Source organism: Orbaceae bacterium lpD04 (assembly GCA_036251935.1).
GTDB lineage: Bacteria > Pseudomonadota > Gammaproteobacteria > Enterobacterales > Orbaceae > Orbus > Orbus wheelerorum.
In genome coordinates, this window is record CP133967.1 from 912,409 (window position 1) to 930,154 (window position 17,746).

The 17,746-nt window shown below is 34.3% G+C and carries 15 protein-coding genes; 2 read left to right on the forward strand and 13 right to left on the reverse strand.

Annotated elements, in window-relative coordinates:
- Position 1 precedes the first annotated feature (1 nt).
- From mtnN to vgrG, 12 genes are all read right to left on the reverse strand, one after another.
- A complete protein-coding gene (mtnN, locus tag RHO14_04220) occupies positions 2–694 on the reverse strand; it encodes a 5'-methylthioadenosine/S-adenosylhomocysteine nucleosidase (protein WVD72009.1) in 693 nt (230 codons plus the stop codon).
- Positions 695–926: 232 nt separating this feature from the next.
- Entirely contained in the window at positions 927–1,598 is a 672-nt protein-coding gene (locus RHO14_04225; GenBank protein WVD72010.1) for a hypothetical protein, read from the reverse strand.
- Positions 1,599–1,630: 32 nt separating this feature from the next.
- Positions 1,631–2,302, reverse strand: a complete 672-nt coding sequence (locus RHO14_04230; protein WVD72011.1) for a hypothetical protein — start codon at positions 2,300–2,302, stop codon at positions 1,631–1,633.
- A gap of 33 nt (positions 2,303–2,335) precedes the next feature.
- Positions 2,336–2,467: a hypothetical protein gene (locus tag RHO14_04235; protein ID WVD72012.1), complete on the reverse strand. Its 132-nt coding sequence runs from the start codon at positions 2,465–2,467 to the stop codon at positions 2,336–2,338.
- 409 nt (positions 2,468–2,876) lie between these two features.
- Entirely contained in the window at positions 2,877–3,878 is a 1,002-nt protein-coding gene (locus RHO14_04240; GenBank protein WVD72013.1) for a hypothetical protein, read from the reverse strand.
- Positions 3,879–3,900: 22 nt separating this feature from the next.
- Entirely contained in the window at positions 3,901–4,326 is a 426-nt protein-coding gene (locus tag RHO14_04245; protein WVD72014.1) for a hypothetical protein, read from the reverse strand.
- Positions 4,327–4,559: 233 nt separating this feature from the next.
- Positions 4,560–4,931, reverse strand: a complete 372-nt coding sequence (locus RHO14_04250; GenBank protein WVD72015.1) for a lysozyme inhibitor LprI family protein — start codon at positions 4,929–4,931, stop codon at positions 4,560–4,562.
- Between the two features lie 107 nt (positions 4,932–5,038).
- On the reverse strand, positions 5,039–5,995 hold the full coding sequence (locus RHO14_04255) for a hypothetical protein (protein ID WVD72016.1): 957 nt from the start codon (positions 5,993–5,995) through the stop codon (positions 5,039–5,041).
- Positions 5,988–6,314, reverse strand: a complete 327-nt coding sequence (locus RHO14_04260; GenBank protein WVD72017.1) for a hypothetical protein — start codon at positions 6,312–6,314, stop codon at positions 5,988–5,990. The genes RHO14_04255 and RHO14_04260 overlap by 8 nt, the downstream gene beginning before the upstream one ends.
- A gap of 313 nt (positions 6,315–6,627) precedes the next feature.
- Positions 6,628–8,064 carry a hypothetical protein gene (locus RHO14_04265; GenBank protein ID WVD72018.1) on the reverse strand — a complete coding sequence of 479 codons (1,437 nt, stop codon included), beginning with the start codon at positions 8,062–8,064 and terminating at the stop codon, positions 6,628–6,630.
- A gap of 38 nt (positions 8,065–8,102) precedes the next feature.
- Positions 8,103–12,350, reverse strand: a complete 4,248-nt coding sequence (locus RHO14_04270) for a hypothetical protein (protein WVD72019.1) — start codon at positions 12,348–12,350, stop codon at positions 8,103–8,105.
- A gap of 21 nt (positions 12,351–12,371) precedes the next feature.
- On the reverse strand, positions 12,372–14,765 hold the full coding sequence (vgrG, locus tag RHO14_04275; protein WVD72020.1) for a type VI secretion system tip protein VgrG: 2,394 nt from the start codon (positions 14,763–14,765) through the stop codon (positions 12,372–12,374).
- A gap of 364 nt (positions 14,766–15,129) precedes the next feature.
- On the opposite strand from vgrG, the gene RHO14_04280 reads away from it, so the two are divergent.
- Both RHO14_04280 and RHO14_04285 read left to right on the forward strand, forming a co-directional pair.
- A complete protein-coding gene (locus tag RHO14_04280) occupies positions 15,130–15,900 on the forward strand; it encodes an SDR family oxidoreductase (protein WVD72021.1) in 771 nt (256 codons plus the stop codon).
- Between the two features lie 39 nt (positions 15,901–15,939).
- Positions 15,940–16,809, forward strand: a complete 870-nt coding sequence (locus tag RHO14_04285) for a co-chaperone YbbN (GenBank protein WVD72022.1) — start codon at positions 15,940–15,942, stop codon at positions 16,807–16,809.
- An 85-nt stretch (positions 16,810–16,894) separates the two neighbouring features.
- Here RHO14_04285 and map read toward each other — a convergent pair whose 3' ends face one another.
- Complete coding sequence (map, locus tag RHO14_04290; protein WVD72023.1) at positions 16,895–17,686, reverse strand: type I methionyl aminopeptidase; 792 nt, start codon at positions 17,684–17,686, stop codon at positions 16,895–16,897.
- Positions 17,687–17,746: the final 60 nt, after the last annotated feature.

Sequence of the window (17,746 nt, forward strand, 5' to 3'; positions counted from 1 at the left end):
ATTATTTAAGTTCTTTAAGCATCGACTGAACGATAAGCGATGATTGCTTTGCAGCTAAAGGTAAAAACTCTTCAAAACTTATTGCAGAGGCTTTATCACCATTATCTGATATTGCTCTAACGACAATAAATGGCATAGCACAAAGCCAGCAAACATGGGCAATCGCGGTTGCTTCCATTTCGACTGCAATGGCATCTGGGAACTGGCATTTAATTCTAGTTAATTCATTATCGCTATTGATAAATGAATCACCACTGACAATAACACCGTCAACGGCTTTAACGCCTTGTGAGTTAGTTGCATTAATGGCGATATCTTTTAGTGGGCTATCGTTAGTAAACGCAACGGGGCAACCCGCCATTTGACCTAGTTCATAGCCAAAAGCGGTCACATTCACATCATGATAAATAGCGCGATTTGAGATAACAACGTCACCAATTTTCAGGCGACTATCTAATCCACCAGCTGAACCCGTATTAATGACCGCATCAATATCAAAGCGACTTAATAATAATGAGGTACCCGTTGCCGCAGCAACTTTACCTATGCCCGATTTAAGTAACACCACATCGCAGCCATCAATTTGGCCAATGTAAAAATCGAATCCGAAAATAGTCTCGATCTGGCAATCAGTTATTTTACTTCGAAGAATTGATACTTCTTCTTCCATAGCGGCAATAATCGCAATTTTCATAATGATTTAACTCAATTAAAACAAGAAATAGTTGTATTAGCAAGATAGATAAAAAGCCTCACCGTGATGGCGAGTATAATAAGTTTTATCATTAACGATTACAATACGATATCGCAATTTTTGTTATCAAGCATCCTCTCGCTATAAGAGCATATTGATAAATAGCGGTAAAATGTTAGGTAGATTTTATTTATATCATAGCGGTGACATTTGTCCATTTTTTTGCTAGGGATCAGTTATTCATTATAATGCCTGTAGCATTAACACATTCATAAAAATAACCACTAAACTTCCCACCAGCATCATTAAATTCATCATAGGAAAGTGGTGTTATCAAAACATTAACATAATCTTCACCCTCTATACATTCACGCAACTGATTAAACTCTGCTATGATCGCCCCTTTGAATGCATAACTAATATAAATAGATTCATCTTCACTTACATCCAGCTCTCCGGGATTTAAAAAATAGCTAGTTGCTTTTGTGATATCAATTCCATATTGTTGTTTTATTTCGGCTGCATTCATCAAGCGGTTCACGACATATTCTTTAAGATTACATGATGTGAATCCTTCTTTTAGGTCATTGATTTTACAAGATGAATTTAACCAAATTGTTAGCTTCGCTAATTCATTATTATATTTTTCCTCACTATAATTATTATAAATAAGGACCTGTTCTTGTAGATTGGTAAATTTTCGATCTTTGAAAAAACCAACGCCGTAGAAAATAGGTTCAATATCGTGAGAACCCATTGGGTTACTGATATACATATATTTATAAAACAATGATCCATTTTCATTTATTGATAGAGGCACGATATTTAGTGTTGCTCGAGAGGGGCCTGTTGCAAATGCGTTATGAGAAAAGCATAAGATTAATAATACAATATATTTTTTCACAATTATCTACCTAATTTATTTTGATTCTACAACTAGCTTGACATCATTTTATATATATAAGGGCTGAAATACTTTTTTTCATTACAATTAAACTTAGTAAGTTCACATGATAATAATTCAAATTTATCACCGTTTTTCATATAAATGAAACCTAAGTTTACAAAATCAAAGTTTTTTTTATCAAATTTTTTTTCGGAATGAATAAAACCTATTGAATGGATACTACTATCCATGTTCCTTACTGCCACAAAATAATTAGGAGGTTTTGACTCTATAATATCTAAAGTTAATCCACCATTATAACAACTGGGATCTGGTATAATTGCCAAATTATCATATGGTTGATTCAAATTATCCTTATGATATAAATCAATAGACCACCAAAGTTTATCCGGATTTAAATAGGCAGTCTTTAAGGCATCTATTAATTTATCTTTTGATTGGTTGAAATATATCTGTCCCTTTGATAACGGGTTATTTCTACTAGATAAAATCAGAATACAATAAGGAGAATGAACACCTGATGTTATCTCTACATATTCAGAATCTTTGCCATTGTGAAATTCTATTATATTCGGATTATTTTTTATTCTTAATTCGATTGCTTGCTCGATAAATTTATCCGTATTATATATTTTTATAAAAATATTTATGCCAACCCAAAAAGTTACAATTACCATAAAAATCATTATGACTTTTTTCATCAAAAATTTTCCTATAATTTATGGAGATTACCGTTACATCCTAACCGGATGCAAATGCCATATTTTAGCATTTTCAGCGAGATTAGAGAGTACGGGTTGATTAGTTGATACTGTGTCTGCTTTACTATTTGCTACTATTTGCATCGCTTGAGCATTAGCGAGCATACTTCACCATAGCGATGGTTTAATGCGTTGTTGTTTTTCTCCGAACATTATAGTAAGAGAAAATTCTACTTTTGACTTCTATTATTTTTAGGGAGGATTACCATGCTTTAGAGGATATGAATAAGAAAGATAGACATAATAATATAATAAGACTAATTTTTTTCACTATTAGATGCCTCTACTTCGTTTGGTTCAGAAATGAAATTAATATCTTTAGCTGAAAGAGTAAAAGATGAAACTAGCAACAAAACTAAAATAGTATTCTTTATCATTCGTATTTTCCTTGTTGCTAGCAAATGCTAAGGTACTATTAAGCAATCCCTTTCCCCATAGCGATGTAAATACTCTAAAAAAACAATAATGCTGTTAACTACCCCTTTCAATCAAAATTAGCGCTTAAATTCAATATCTATCCCCAAATAGGTGCAAAAATTAGTGGCTCAATCGTATTTTTGTCACATTTAAGAAAAGAAACAGTCTTTCCATTATTTTTTATTAATATACCCGCATCGAGTGGATCTGTATTCACTTGATATTGCCACTTGTTTTTCTGAAAAATAAAAGAATTAGCGGATATATCATCATCTTGAATCTCTCTACTTAGTTCCAATTCTAAGTTACTCTTATCACCATAACGATAGATTAAGCTACCGCTATCAAAATAATTATAACAAATTGATAATTGTTTATTATTTACCTTGCAGCCAAAAGCATCCATTTCAGTTATATTTTCGTTATATGAACATAATGAATTGTTTTTAAAAAATATTTTTTGTCTATAAAAATTAATTAAGTCAGGATATTCTGATAACTTTGACGACAACTTAGCGAATTCACCAATTGTCATATCCTTATCCAGATCATCAGATAAAATAAATAACAACCCCTCGTAAAAACTCAATGCAGGAGATCCATAAATATATTCTTGATTTGATTGCAGTAGCTTTTTTATCCAAAAATTAGTTATATCGCTCTTACCTTCAATATACGGTTCACCAACAATATTTCCCATATTTTGTTCAAATGTAAGTTGACCTAATAAAACTAATTTATTTTCAATAATTGTTAAATATAAAATTGAGATTGGGGAATTTCCTGTTGTAGTGCTAACTAAGCCAAATACTCCCAAGGTTGAAAAAAACATACTCCCGCCAAAATTACCAACTCCGCCTACATCATCAGAATAACTATAAATTTTCCCATCAATTTTAATATTAACAGACTGTCTGCCTTCGAAGGTCATCAGATCATTTCTAGGATATTCACAATACTTATACTGAAAATCAGCATCAGCTTTCTGAAATAAAATACTTTTTATTTCTTTATTTACGACTTCGATACATTGATTAGCGTTAGCTATACTATTAAATGTAATAATAAATAAAAAAAGTAAACCTAATGAATTTTTCATTTTTTATTGCAACTTATTCTATTTATTGAGAATTAAGTAATATAAGTTTATCATTGATGAAGTGATAATATCTTTTTTTAAATCCTTGATTTTCTTGTCCTTCGTCGGGGTCGGCTAATATACCTGAAACAATAATTAAGCTACTATCTAATTGATAATTTAATAAAAATCCATTTTCACCTGAATCATCTTCAATCAAGTAAGAATTGGGTAGTCCTGTAGTATTATTCGTTAATAAATTTTTTATATCACCACAAATAGTGCCACCTCCACATCCGTAAGTAGAAACTAAATAGTGACCGGCGAAGTTGGCATGCGCCAGCTTTGATTTATCTTCAACGGGATAATTATTGAAATTAAAATTATTTTCATGATAATTAGCATGAGTGCAACTTATCGAAAAAAGTGACAAAAAAAAGTAGAAAATAACGAATCTGCATGCTTTCATATTACCTTTAATTTTTATATTGCTTTACATTTTTCATTTATTATACCTGAAGTAAGTATGAAAATTAGATTATCCAAAATCTATTCTATGATTTAACACATTACGGGAAAAACAATCATTATCATTCAACATTTCTTTCATATAATCACAATGCATTTTAATGTATTTTCTCCATTCTAAAGGATATTCATGAAATAATGTGCTGATTTCATCTAAATTATTTTCACTCTTAATTATCGAATTTTTTTGTAATTTTGTGTAAGCTTTAATTCTCTTAATCTCTCATCTAATTGTTGTTTTCTACACATTGCTTCATATATTTCACTTTCTTCTCCATAAGCTTGCTGCTTATATAAATCACACGATGGTAAAATAGTTTTTAGCCAGACTCTCTGGATATTTCTTAATTTTATATAATTATTATGAGACATATTAGTTTTAATATTCTGATATACTTGATTTAGTTGTTCATCCGATTTTATATAATTTTCGTTAATGCATTGAAGAATATCATCCTTAACAATACTAGAACATTTTTCCTCGCAATAAGACGCAGTCGGTATTACAGTAAATAGTAATACTAAAGTAAAAACTCTAATTTTCATTTAAGCCTCCTTCAAAATATGTCGCTTCTTTTTCTCCGAACATTATAGTAAGAGAACATTCTACTTTTGACTTCTATTATTTTTAGGGGGGATTATCGTATCACACGTTAATTTATCTTCGTCTTAATAAAAAAACCATTATTATCAATTGAATAATTAGTTACATTTAATATTTTTGGCGGAATTGTATCTGTATACTCGATTTTTTGCTTCTTGATTAAATAATTTCCATCAATAAAAGAATCGATATCTAAATGGCCATCTTCTTTTTCATATTGTTCACTTAATACAATTTTATCTATTATTTTGAATTGATTCGATAGGCTAATAAGCGCTAAAGAGGGGGAGCCACTCATATCGTATGATGCCAATAAAATGAGTTTATAATTTTTATTATCATTTTCCAATTTTAGAATTGCCAACATATCATCGTCTTGCTTTCCCCCTAAATAGAATTTAAATTTTTCAGATATTGGAGTAAAACTTTTTTCATTTCTATCAAAAAAATCACTTGCAACAGGTGGTTTCGCCACTAATAAATGTAAAAAAATACTCGAAAACTCATCTTGTAAAATTAATTGAGGTTTAAAAGATAAAACAAATTCATCATTAGTATGTAAAAAAAGATAATTTTTTTTAGGGAGGAATATTATGGGATTCGTAATTTGATAACAATTGTTTGGTAAGTCAACATTATAATAAATGGCATCATTTAATGTAGTTTGATTTAATATTTTTCTTACTGAATCAAAAATTTTATTATCTATATCGGGTTCAGTTACTTTTTTGATTTTTATCAAAGTATTATCAATAAAAAGCACCTCATCGATAAATTTGATATTAATTTTTTGTAACTTTTCCTCCCTTTTATTATCATCGTAGCTGTCATTTAAAGAATGATCAAAATCAACTAATTCCCACTCAGTTGCTTTTACATTGTTAACAGGATTGTTTTTATTCTCTGCATAACTAATCGGTAAATTAGAAAAGATAAGAATAGTGATTATCAGATTAAAAAAAATCTTGAAAAAATTGAATCTATAATATAATTTTAAATTATTCAATTGTAGCTAGCTCGCTAAGCTTAATATTTTTTTCATTTAAGCAATTTCGAAATTTTTCCTCTAATCTATGGTCATAAGTCAATAGGATAGGGTTTAATTCATCATATGAAATGTCATAAATTTGTCTTTGCTTATAATCATATTTAATCCAGCCTGATATAAATAGATTTCTTTCAGATGAGTAAGCTTCATCGTAGAGTTTGAAAAGAATTGCATCATTTTCTATTGAAATATCATATAAATCAATTTTTAATGGTCCTTTTGGCAAATGTTCCTTTGCAAAAGAGCTATTTTGAATCATGTTTTCAAAAATACTCACACAACTAATATCCTCAGTGTATGCTTTAGAGGATATGAATAAGAAAGATAGACATAATAATATAATAAGACTAATTTTTTTCACTATTAGTAACCTCTATTTCGTTTGGTTCAGAAATGAAATTAATATCTTTAACTGAAAGAGTAAAAGATGAAACTAGCAACAAAACTAAAATAGTATTCTTTATCATTCGTATTTTCCTTGTTGCTAGGTGAATAGTATTGTAATTAACCTAAAAAATAATCTATTTCCCAAAATTACTACCCTCTTTTTTGCGAGGGCAGTTAAATCATAAAGTTCCGATCATGATAAACTAGCTTAGGTCATTTTTTGTTGGTTGGTTTAAAATAATAAAGAATTTTTCACCTACTAAAAATAACTTATTATTGATATAAATAGCTTTATTTCCTTGTATTAACCATGGTAATAATTTCTTGATATTTGCATCAGAAAATTCCAAATATTGGATATTATCAGTGATATCAATTCCTATTTTTTTAAAATTAGTAAGTTGTTGTTGATAAAGCTCATCATTATTAAAAAAATCACGAGTATTCATTGAATTAACTTTAAATGAATATGAGTTTAAATAATCTACACATAATTGCTGATTCTGAATATTTAATGATAATAATGTATTAGGCATATTTTCTATTGATGAGAAATTATTATCAAATCTTAAATAATTATTAACTTGTTCTTTTGTTAGTAATAAACTTTTAGAAGAATCTGTATATCCTTCTTTAAGAGAGCCAGCATAACAAGATGATGAGACCGGAAGTTCCTCTATTTTTTCCAAATTCGTCACTTGATAACGTTTAAATAACATCTTTCCATCATAATATTTATAGTGGATGTCAATTTGATTATTTTCATTTATCACAAAATCAGCATCTTCATGACTATTCTGGGCCGGTAAGTCTGTGAATGCTTCTCTTTCATAACTAGACAAGAGTAATTGATCTAACACTTGATATTGATTAGAAAATAAATATAAATTAACTTCTTGTCCTGAATCCGGATAATAGATGATTAAAACAGGAATGATAGTATCAACATTATTTTTTAACTTTACACCAAGATAGGTAAAATCATCTGTTATAAAAGGAATTGCTAAAAATTGTCTAAAATTTTTAGAGCTAGATCCAAAATGATACATAACCTTATCTGATGAAATATATTCATTCAGCTGTCTAGAATTTAAAGGTAACGGAATAGACATAAATTTATCAGCCAACGCTTTAAATTTTTCTGCTTGATAATTTTCAGCATAAACAAAAAAATCATCACCTACGATGATAACTATGATGTTATCAATATATAGTAATTGATTGTTTTTTGTTAAGTAATGTGAAAAGTTATTGTTTGATATATCATCAGTAAATTGTATATATTTTATATTTTTTACTTTACCCGTTTCATTTCTCACTTCTTGGTATGCCCGAAAAGAACCACTAAATACCTCTGGTAAATTGTTATCCGATACAAATTTATCAAAACTTTCCTCTTTTATTGAAATGGGGAAACGCTTCTTATCAACATAGAAATAGTTATCGTCTATTTTGAATTTTAAATTTTGCAATTGTGTTAATATATTCTCAGTAAGCATACTATTTTGCTCGCTCAAATCGGGAGAATCTACATTTTCCCATTCATTGAGCGATTGAGATTGATTAGCAGGCAATAAAGCATAAGCACTACAGGAAAAAACAAGCAATATAAAAAGAATAATTTTTTTATACTTGTACATAAAACTTCCTCGTTAATTTTTAATGTTCGTTGTATAAATTATACTAATTTAAAAAATAAATTCTCTAGCGACGGTCCGTTAATATTATTTACAGATTTAGCAAAATATCGGTCATCTAAATAAATAAGTGAAAAAGATCTAACGTCATAATGTACCCAAGTTGGAGCTAGCGCTCTATCACCCTTTAATTTAGCTCTAGCTCCAGGCTCTAGCGAAATTCGGTTAGTAGCACCCCACCGATATTGAGCAGCAGAATAACTAATCAGCACATCTCTAGAATCATCAGTTACATTTTCACCCCCAACTCCATTTCTAGTTACATGTAAATCCAATGCTTTCCCCATATGATTAGTAGAACTACGACTATGATTGTTATTATCAAACCAACAACGATAGCCTGATGAAATGGCTGTTACTATCAATTCACTTGAATCATATTCTGACAAATAAAATTGCCATGCTCTTAACACCCAAAATAAAGTTCGATGAATACCTGGATATTCATACTTTCGTAATCTCTCATTAATTTTATTATCTTGTCTTTCGCTTATGTGTGATTGACTACCAAATCCATCACATTTTCTGCATCGACACTTTGCTTGTTGGAAAAATTCATCAATAGGATATTTTTCTTGAAAAGAATCAATTGATTTTAATAAATTTAGATCAATTACACCAGTTTCGTTAACTTTCATGTAATCACGTTGAAACTGTTTAATCATTTTTTCTGTTCTTTCATCAAAATAATCTGTTGGTACATTACCGCCAAAGCCTGCTAAACGGATATTTACCTCACGAATTAATTCATTTTGATCACCTAGTTTAAACATTGGCAATGAAAATCTATTAATCATTCCCACCGGATGAAAATACCATGCTTTACCGTCAGTAGATAAAGAGGGTAGTGGTTGCTTTTCTATTTTTGTTGGCTCGGCTTCAGTTTCTGCGGTATCGGTGGTGCTTGATTCACTGGCTTTTGTTGCCTCAGTCTCTTTAGGTTGTGCAGCTTGCTTTTCAGCTAGTTTTTTAGCTACTTCATCCCACCAAAGTAACGTTTTAATTCGTTGTTTCTCTTTTTCCCATAACTCAATATTATTGGCTAGGTAATCTTGCTGTTCATTTAAGCGCGCTTTTGCAGCAATGTTCTCTTCTGATTTACGTATTAAACTTGATATGCTATCTAAATACTCATTGGCTTTTTTTAAATAAGCATCAACTTCACTGTTTGCTAATGATAGCCGAGCTGCATGGGTTTTTAATTTCTCTACGGCGGCTTGCTTTTCATACTTTTGAAGTGTGAAATCTAAATAAGTTTGCATTGTTCCCGTTAGCTGGTCGTTTAATGCTTCCCATTTTGGCATTTTACCTTCACCATCAATCTCAGCATACCACTCACTTTCATACTTAACTAAGATATGACCAAATTGCTGAGCAAGCCAAGGCTTACGTAAGGCTGACTTTAAGTTTTCCGTGGTTAATGGGTTGTCACTATCATCATGATTGAGGTTTTTTAAAATTGACATTAAATGTGTGAGTAAGTCCGAACCAGTTTTTACCCGTTTTTTCGGCACGGTATTCTCTACAGGCCCAACTTGAGTGGCATTTACCTCACTTTGTAATTTAGCCTCATTTTCTGCTTTGATATTCGATAGCCTTAACTCAGCAAGTGCCGAGTGGTTTGCCTCGATTTGTTCAAATCCAGACCATTCCCATGGGCTGACTAATTTCACATGTTCTTGTGTGGTTTTTACCCAGCCTTTAATTTCAACATCTTTATTTGAACCGACTGTAATATATCGCCATTCATTTTTTGATTCATCGGTTGCTTTCTCATCTTCACTAAACTGACTTGAGTCACTTAATTTGATGGTTTTTGGGTAACCTACTACTAAATTATCATTGGTTTGTGGGTCGGTTAGCGGGTGCTTTTTCCAACCTGAAAGGCTACCCGATAAGGCTCGTCTTCGCCCATCACTATTTAACTGGCTTCGTTCAATCCAAATCGTTTTTTCGTTTCGTACCAAAATCACATTAATATCGGTATAACCACTTTTCGCTTTTGTTGCGACGGCTTTATCCGTTGTGCTCTCTTTGGTCGTCGGATTAATGTAATTACCAGTAAAAGTAATAGTCGCAGGAATATCTTTAGTTGTAAGGACATCTGTTGTTTGCAAATTTAGCGCGGTAATAAATTGGCTATGCTTTTTGCTGTCAACATTCAACGCTTTTTTTGTATCTAAATCATTTAACGTATAGCCATAGTTGCTAGCATTAATCGTTAATGAATAACGCTCTTTTACTTTAAGCCATTTTTGCCCTTTACCATCAATAACCTCGACATCGACATTAGTCGGAATCGATAATTTTTCAGCTTTATCAGACACCCGATAAAGTTTTGCCTCTTTATCGACCAATAAGAGCGGTTTATCTTTTTCTGCTATCTTTTTTGCTTCTTCTTGAGTCTTTTTAATAAAGCTAGGTAACTCATCACAAGTAAATAACTCGACATGCAGCAATGGCTCTACCTGATAAGGTTTAATGGTACTAATTGGTAAGTAAATATTAGGCGTAATGGCGGATTTTTTAACGGCTTGATTGGCGAAATGGTAATGACCGACATGCCCAATTACTTCGCCCGCTTTTACTGGTAGTGGTTCATCTAATACAATAACTTGGTTATAAAGTTGCTGTTCTTTTTCTAGTTCTAGCGATGCTGACCAAATAAAATAATCACCTTTAGCTAAGGGTAATGTCGCTTTATTTGCTTCAATATCATCAGAACTTATTTTGATATAACTATGTTTTTTAGGATCAATTTTACCCTTAATGCTAACGGTGCAGCCTTCGGGTAACATAGATACAATAGCCCCATTTTTGGGTGCTTTTCTAATTCGTAAACCCATTGATTTGCTACTTTGGTCTTTTGCTTTATTACCAATGGTATACTCACCCGATTTATCTGGCGCGCTATTAAGGCATATCCACCCTAAAATTGTTTGACTGGTTTTACCATCACTTAATGTATAGTTTTGTGCTGATAATTGAGGAAGCGTGCGATAACCATCATTAAGTGAAGCGACCGCGTACCAATTAGTTTTATCCTTTTCCTGAAAATTAAGATGTAATTTGACCTTAGTTCCTTGCTGCAATACGCCTAATATATTGGCATCATTTCCCTTTCCTGCTAAAGGTTTACTTCGAATATTTAATCCTTCAACTTTATCTAGAGCATCTTTAGTCACTTTATAAGTATTTTTTGTAAAATATGATGGGACTATTGCTTTCGGATAGTGCTCATAATGAACCATATCGGCTAAATGCACATATAGACTGTAGAAATATAGTTGGTGTGCTTTCTTGTCTTTTTCAGGAACAACAGGTAATTGTTGCAAATTACTCACTTCAACCCAACCTTGAATCGTAGGTGTCGATGAATATGTCCCTTCTGAAAGAGTTGCCACTTTGGCCCATTTTTGGTTTGTATCAAATTCACTTAGTTTTATTTTACTACCAATTGGTAATAAGGATAATGTATCACTCGTAACACTTTGTGAGGCTTTAATTGCTAATCCTTTTTCTAGCGCATCATTTTTAGTCGGATCATCAGTTTGATCCGCCACCGTTTGGGTTGCGCTAGTTAGTTTGGTTTTACCTAATGAGATCCACCCTAAACATTGCCTCGTTTTTTCGGTGGATGTTTCTGGCATTTTTATTTCTGATGTCGACAATTTTGGCACTGAAGAATAACTATTCGTAATCGATGCCAATGGATACCAATAATAACCCGAAAGTATAAGCTCTTTATCAAGCATAACCGTTATTTCAGCACCATTAGAAAGAAAACCAATTTTTTTATCACCAGGAAAGCATCTAACATTAATCCCTTTCGCCATACTATCGCTACCAGATATAACGTTAAAATTATTAGCAATAGATAAAGGTAACTCTACATAATCCATTTGAAGTAAATGACGAACTAAAACAAATCCACTTGAGTAAAATGCGACCTTATCGTCATAGTCAATCGAGGGGTATGAATCATTGATACGATAGGCGATAACTTCACCATCAGAAATACATTTAACTTCAGGCATGTGGTCTGTACAATTAGCCTTAAGTTCTGATATGGTGTTTTTATCAATATGGATCCCTCCATGCCAAAGCCTATTTTTACCTATTGGATAAAAACCACTCTTCGCCTCGGATAGGGCTCGATAATAGGCGTCTTGACTTAATTCTTTATTACCAACAGGAAACACAAAATTCGTTATTTTTTTGATTGTCATGGTTGCGATATCCCTTCGTCACTACTGAGAAAAGTTTATTGAGTCAAATGAGACTAATTTCTGTAATAGTATATCCAGTTCCTTATTATCGATATTCATTGTTGCTTGGCTATTTTGGGTTGCTGGCCCCATTTTTTGCATCGCAGCCGCTTTAATGGTGACATTTGATGATGAACCAAGATCAATACCTTGACCATTGATTTTAATATATGAGCCACCAGCAAGTAAGCTTATGCCGTTAAGTGCTGTGATAGTGACTTTGCCATCAACACTATCAATTTTAATATCTTGCTTAGCCGCAATATCCATCGCGTCGTTTTGCGCTTGCACTTCAACTTTACCTTGATTGGCAAATAGCTTTATGCCCGCTTTATGGGCGAAGATGCCAACTGCCTCTGATGACGCTAAGGTGATGTTTTTTAGTGCGCTAATATCAGTTTGCTGCTCACTGGTTAAGCTAAGGCTGTTACTGCTTGATAACTGAATATTTTCATCACTGGTTAAGGCAATGCCTGCTGGCGCATAGGCAATAATGCCTGCCTGCGTTAGCTGTTTTAGTGCGTTTTGTAGCTCGGCTTGGCTGCTCGTGTCAGCTTGGTGCGCCTGTGCGGTGCTTGCCGCATTTTGTAGCGCTTTAGCAATCGATAACGCATTTTCAAGCTGGGTGATAGCGCCTTGCATATCAAGCTGCTGGCCTTGGGCTTTCGGTTCGCTTTGCGCGGTTAGGTATAAGCCTTTGTTGGCGCTAATTGCGCCCCATTCATCAGTGCGTAGCTCAAAGCCTTCACCGCGTTGCTCTTTGTTTTGGTTAACTAAGTGACCGATATTGAGCTGAGTTTTGCCGTATTCGGTTGCAAGTTTTATATGCTCTTGACCGCGCTTATCATCCATACGCAGTTTATTATTGGCCGGCGTTCTAAGCACATTGCGGTGTTTGTTGGCGGTGGTGACGTGGTCAGGGTGGTTACTGTCATGTAAGCTGTGGGCAATATACGGCCTATCGGGATTGCCACCCGTGAACGCAATAGCAACCCCAGTACCATCGATTAACGGAAAGTGGAAACCGTAAGTATCACCGGCATAGGGCTTAGCAAGTCGTACCCATAAGCTCTCTTCACCACTGCGCCAGGTTTTTAAATCGAAATCAAATTTAACCCGGTAACGGCCTTGGGTGTCAATATAACCATAGGTGTCATTATCAGGGCTCGTTACCCGTGCAGGTAGTGTGCCACTGACTTGTGGCCAAGGTAGGGGCTGTGGGCGATACGGCTTTAATACGTTGTAGGGAATGGCGGTAAATTGTATTTGATACGACTCACTGCGGTCACCGTAGGACTCGGTCGATAAGATAACAATCCCTTCACTAATGCCATTCATCGGGCTACCGGTGACAATAATGCGTTGCCCAGGAGTTAAGTGGTAGTCATTACATTTACCGCTGATAATAATTTGGTCACTAATGTGCTGCTGATGGCGGATAGTCGCATACCAACTGCCACTTTCAATAATACTGATATCACCTTTGCTTTTAAAGTGCTCACCATAACGGTAGTTAGTGCCTGAGGTGGTGGTCACTTTCGGCTGGCTGTTAACCAGCGAGTACATATCAGTTTGTGCCTGACGGTAGTTATCGTCTTGCACCATCACTTGACGTGGCACACTGTGACTTTGAAACTGTAAATCCCACACACTATCACGGGCTTTATCAACCATGCCACTTGGCAAGGTGTAAGCAATGCTCCCTGCATCGTCAAAACCTTGCTCGTAATCACTGAGTACCAGCACATCGCAGTTGTGTTCGCTATGGCTTTCAAAGCGAAACCATATGCCAACATCGGCAAGTAACCGCTGAATAAACGCAAGGTCGCTTTCTTGCCACTGGGTAATAAACTCGCGCGCTGGGTAGCTGTCTTTAAGCTCTAGGCGGTAATCAACGCCGGTAAAACCATGCCGGCGCAGCACCTCTTCAACCACGCTAACCACGCTTTGGTTTTGGTAAATCGCGCTGTAATGGTCGTTTGCAAACAGTGCCAGCCGTGGCTGCAAGACTACCCGATAATGGGCTTCGTCTTTATTAACCGATAACTGACTAAACTCGGTAACAACGCCATATAAGGTGCGGTTTGTTGCCGGTTTATCAAGGGAGCTGATTTGCGTAACTTGCGGGGTAAAATTGGGGGCTAAAAAAGCCAGTGACGCAGATTGGCTGAGCGCCGAGCTAATACGAATTTGTTTATCACGGCTGGTGAAGGTGATGGCATAATGCCATGGCTGATTAAGCTGCTCATGACCTTGGATTGATAACACGGATATCGGTGATAGCATATCGGTAATACTTAAGCTATAACGATTATTACGTCCGCCGATTAACTCACTGGCGAATGTATTTAAGGCATGACTCAGCTCTGTGGCCATGGAATACTCCCTTCATCCAGATAACATCTTATGTTATTTATTTTATGATTATTTATTTTTATTTGGCGTATTTTAACACGATAATTTTTTTTGACTATTACCTAGTTAACTAAGTGACCCATATTCATTATTATATTATTTATAACGATATAAATAATATAGAGAAGCTGTTAACTATTGTCCTGATAGTATACCTTTTCAATCAATATTTAGTTTAAGTGAGTAAAATGTTTGATGCTAGGGCATCATGGTAAATATCCCTTATTGATATATTCTATTTTTACTTAATAAAGAATTGATCGCGTATTACTTGCATATTGGCCAGTTTTTAGTATAACTATCATATTAATATGAGGGAATCTGCATGAAATCAATTTTTATTACGGGCTGTTCAAGTGGTATTGGCTTACTCGCTGCAAAGGCGCTAAAAGAGCGGGGTTATCGTGTTATTGCTTCATGCCGTAAGCAAGCTGATTATGAAGAGCTAGTTACGCAGGGGTTTGAAACGGTATTACTTGATTTAGATGATGCTAATTCAGTCGTTGAAGCGGCTAAACACGTGCTTACCTTAACGGATAATAAACTTTACGCGCTATTTAATAACGCGGGTTTTGGCGTATATGGCAAGTTAAGTAGCATTAGTCGAAAGCAGTTAGAAGCGCAGTTTTCTACTAATTTTTTTGCCATTCATCAGTTAACTCAATTATTGTTACCCGCTATGCTTAGTCAAGGTGAGGGCAGAATTATCCAAACTAGCTCAATTGTGGGTATTATTGCAACGCCTGGCCGAGGCGCTTATAGCGCCAGTAAGTATGCACTTGAGGCTTGGTCTGACACGATGAGGCTTGAGCTTGCAAATACCAATATTAAAGTCTGCCTAATTGAGCCTGGGCCACTAAAAACTAACTTTTCCTCAAACGTTGAACAAACTGAGCAAAACCATGAGGTAAAAAATCCGCCGATTGCCAAACGATTTACCTTACCGCCAGAAGCCGTTTTACCTAAGTTATATCATGCGTTAGAAGCTAAATCACCGAAAGTTCGTTATCGTGTTACGTTTGTCACTATCCTTGCTGCAATCGGGAAACGCTTGCTACCCGATAAACTAATGGATAAAATTCTTGCGAGTAAGTAAATGGTTTAATTTAACATGTAAAAATAGGATATCTTTGCTATGCAAAATACATTTATTGTCGATATAAATGAACAAAATATTCAACAGGTACTACAACAATCTTCAAGCCTACCTGTATTGTTTTATTTTTGGTCAGAAAGAAGCCCACAATGTCAGGAATTGACAATAACACTTGATAAAATTGCTAATGAATATCAAGGCAAATTTATTTTAGCGAAGCTTAACTGTGATGAGCAGCAAATGTTAGCAGGTCAATTTGGCTTAAGAGCGATTCCAACGGTGTATATTTTTCAAAACGGTCAGCCTGTCGATGGTTTTCAAGGGCCACAGGGCGAAGATGCGATTAAAGAATTATTAAATAAAGTGTTGCCAAATGAAGACGAATTAGCCTTTATTGATGCCCAGCAGTTAGTTAATGAACAGGAATATGCACAAGCATTACCACTATTAAAAAAAGCGTGGCAAGGACTAAAAGATCATTTAGGTAAGCCGCGTGGTGATATTGCATTCTTACTAATTAAAGCCCAAATTGAATTAAAACAGCTTGATGATGCAAAAACAACCCTAGCGACGATCCCACTACAAGATCAAGATAGTACTTATCATGGCTTAAATGCTGAGATTGAATTATTAGAACAAGCAGCTAATTCACCTGAAATACAGCAATTGCAAGCAGCACTTAGTGATGATCCCAATAATATTGAGTTAATGATTCAATTAGCGTCGCAATTAATGCAGGTTGGTCGTCATGAAGAAGCACTTGAACTGCTCTTTAAACCATTAGCTAAAGATTTAAATGCTGGTGATGGACAGGCTAAAAAGGCATTACTTGATATGTTAGCAGCGCTTGGTACGTCAAATCCAATTGCAACAACTTATCGTCGTAAACTTTATACTTTGCTTTATTAATTGAAGAGTTACGATGAATATCGTAATGAATTAGCAAGTTTGAAAAAAATGGTCCCCTATAAAATATATGGGACCATCGGTAAGACTATTTATGCTCAATAACTCTTGCAATATCTTCGTTTGAACGTAGCGTTAAAATTTCAACGCCATTATCAGTAACTAATAAAGTATGTTCATATTGCGCTGATAAGCCATGATCTTTGGTTTTGACTGTCCAACCATCTTTCATCGTGCGTGTTCGCCAATCACCAGTATTTATCATCGGCTCTATGGTAAATATCATGCCCGCTTTTAAAATTACGCCATCATCGTCGGCATCGTAATGAAGTACTTGTGGCTCATCGTGATAAACTTCGCCAATGCCATGCCCGCAATATTCTCGTACACTTGAAAAACCAAATGAATCCGCATGTTTTTGAATGGTTTTCCCAATTTCACGTAAACGTAATCCGGGTTTGATGATTTTAATCGCTTCATAAAGGCATTGCTGCGTAACGTCACACAGGCGTTGCCCGGTAACTGTTGGTTTACCTGCAATGTACATTTGGGAAGTATCGCCATGATAACCATCTTTAATCACAGTAACATCAATGTTAAGAATATCACCTTCTTTGAGTTTTTTATCAAAGCTTGGAATACCATGACATACCACATCGTTGATTGATATACAGCTAGTGTGTTGATAACCGTGATATCCGATATTTGCCGGGATCGCTTTTTGTATATTGATAATATAATCATAGCAAATTTTATCTAATTCGCCCGTTGATATGCCAGGCTTAACATATGGGGCAATCATTTCCAGCACGTCAGCTGCGAGCTTGCCAGCAATACGCATTTTTTCAATTTCATCTTTCGTTTTGATTCTAATAGTCATTTAATCTAGTCCTAAATCGGTAAACGATTATCATTCTAACACAAAGTTAATTGTGGATAA

What these genes read in the sequence shown, in the direction of transcription:
- vgrG (WVD72020.1), bottom strand. Translation starts at nt 14,765, where the DNA reads ATGGCCACAGAGCTGAGTCATGCCTTAAATACATTCGCCAGTGAGTTA.
- RHO14_04280 (WVD72021.1), top strand. Translation starts at nt 15,130, where the DNA reads ATGAAATCAATTTTTATTACGGGCTGTTCAAGTGGTATTGGCTTACTC.
- RHO14_04285 (WVD72022.1), top strand. Translation starts at nt 15,940, where the DNA reads ATGCAAAATACATTTATTGTCGATATAAATGAACAAAATATTCAACAG.
- RHO14_04250 (WVD72015.1), bottom strand. Translation starts at nt 4,931, where the DNA reads ATGAAAATTAGAGTTTTTACTTTAGTATTACTATTTACTGTAATACCG.
- RHO14_04265 (WVD72018.1), bottom strand. Translation starts at nt 8,064, where the DNA reads ATGTACAAGTATAAAAAAATTATTCTTTTTATATTGCTTGTTTTTTCC.
- mtnN (WVD72009.1), bottom strand. Translation starts at nt 694, where the DNA reads ATGAAAATTGCGATTATTGCCGCTATGGAAGAAGAAGTATCAATTCTT.
- RHO14_04240 (WVD72013.1), bottom strand. Translation starts at nt 3,878, where the DNA reads ATGAAAAATTCATTAGGTTTACTTTTTTTATTTATTATTACATTTAAT.
- map (WVD72023.1), bottom strand. Translation starts at nt 17,686, where the DNA reads ATGACTATTAGAATCAAAACGAAAGATGAAATTGAAAAAATGCGTATT.
- RHO14_04235 (WVD72012.1), bottom strand. Translation starts at nt 2,467, where the DNA reads ATGCTCGCTAATGCTCAAGCGATGCAAATAGTAGCAAATAGTAAAGCA.
- RHO14_04230 (WVD72011.1), bottom strand. Translation starts at nt 2,302, where the DNA reads ATGAAAAAAGTCATAATGATTTTTATGGTAATTGTAACTTTTTGGGTT.
- RHO14_04270 (WVD72019.1), bottom strand. Translation starts at nt 12,350, where the DNA reads ATGACAATCAAAAAAATAACGAATTTTGTGTTTCCTGTTGGTAATAAA.
- RHO14_04245 (WVD72014.1), bottom strand. Translation starts at nt 4,326, where the DNA reads ATGAAAGCATGCAGATTCGTTATTTTCTACTTTTTTTTGTCACTTTTT.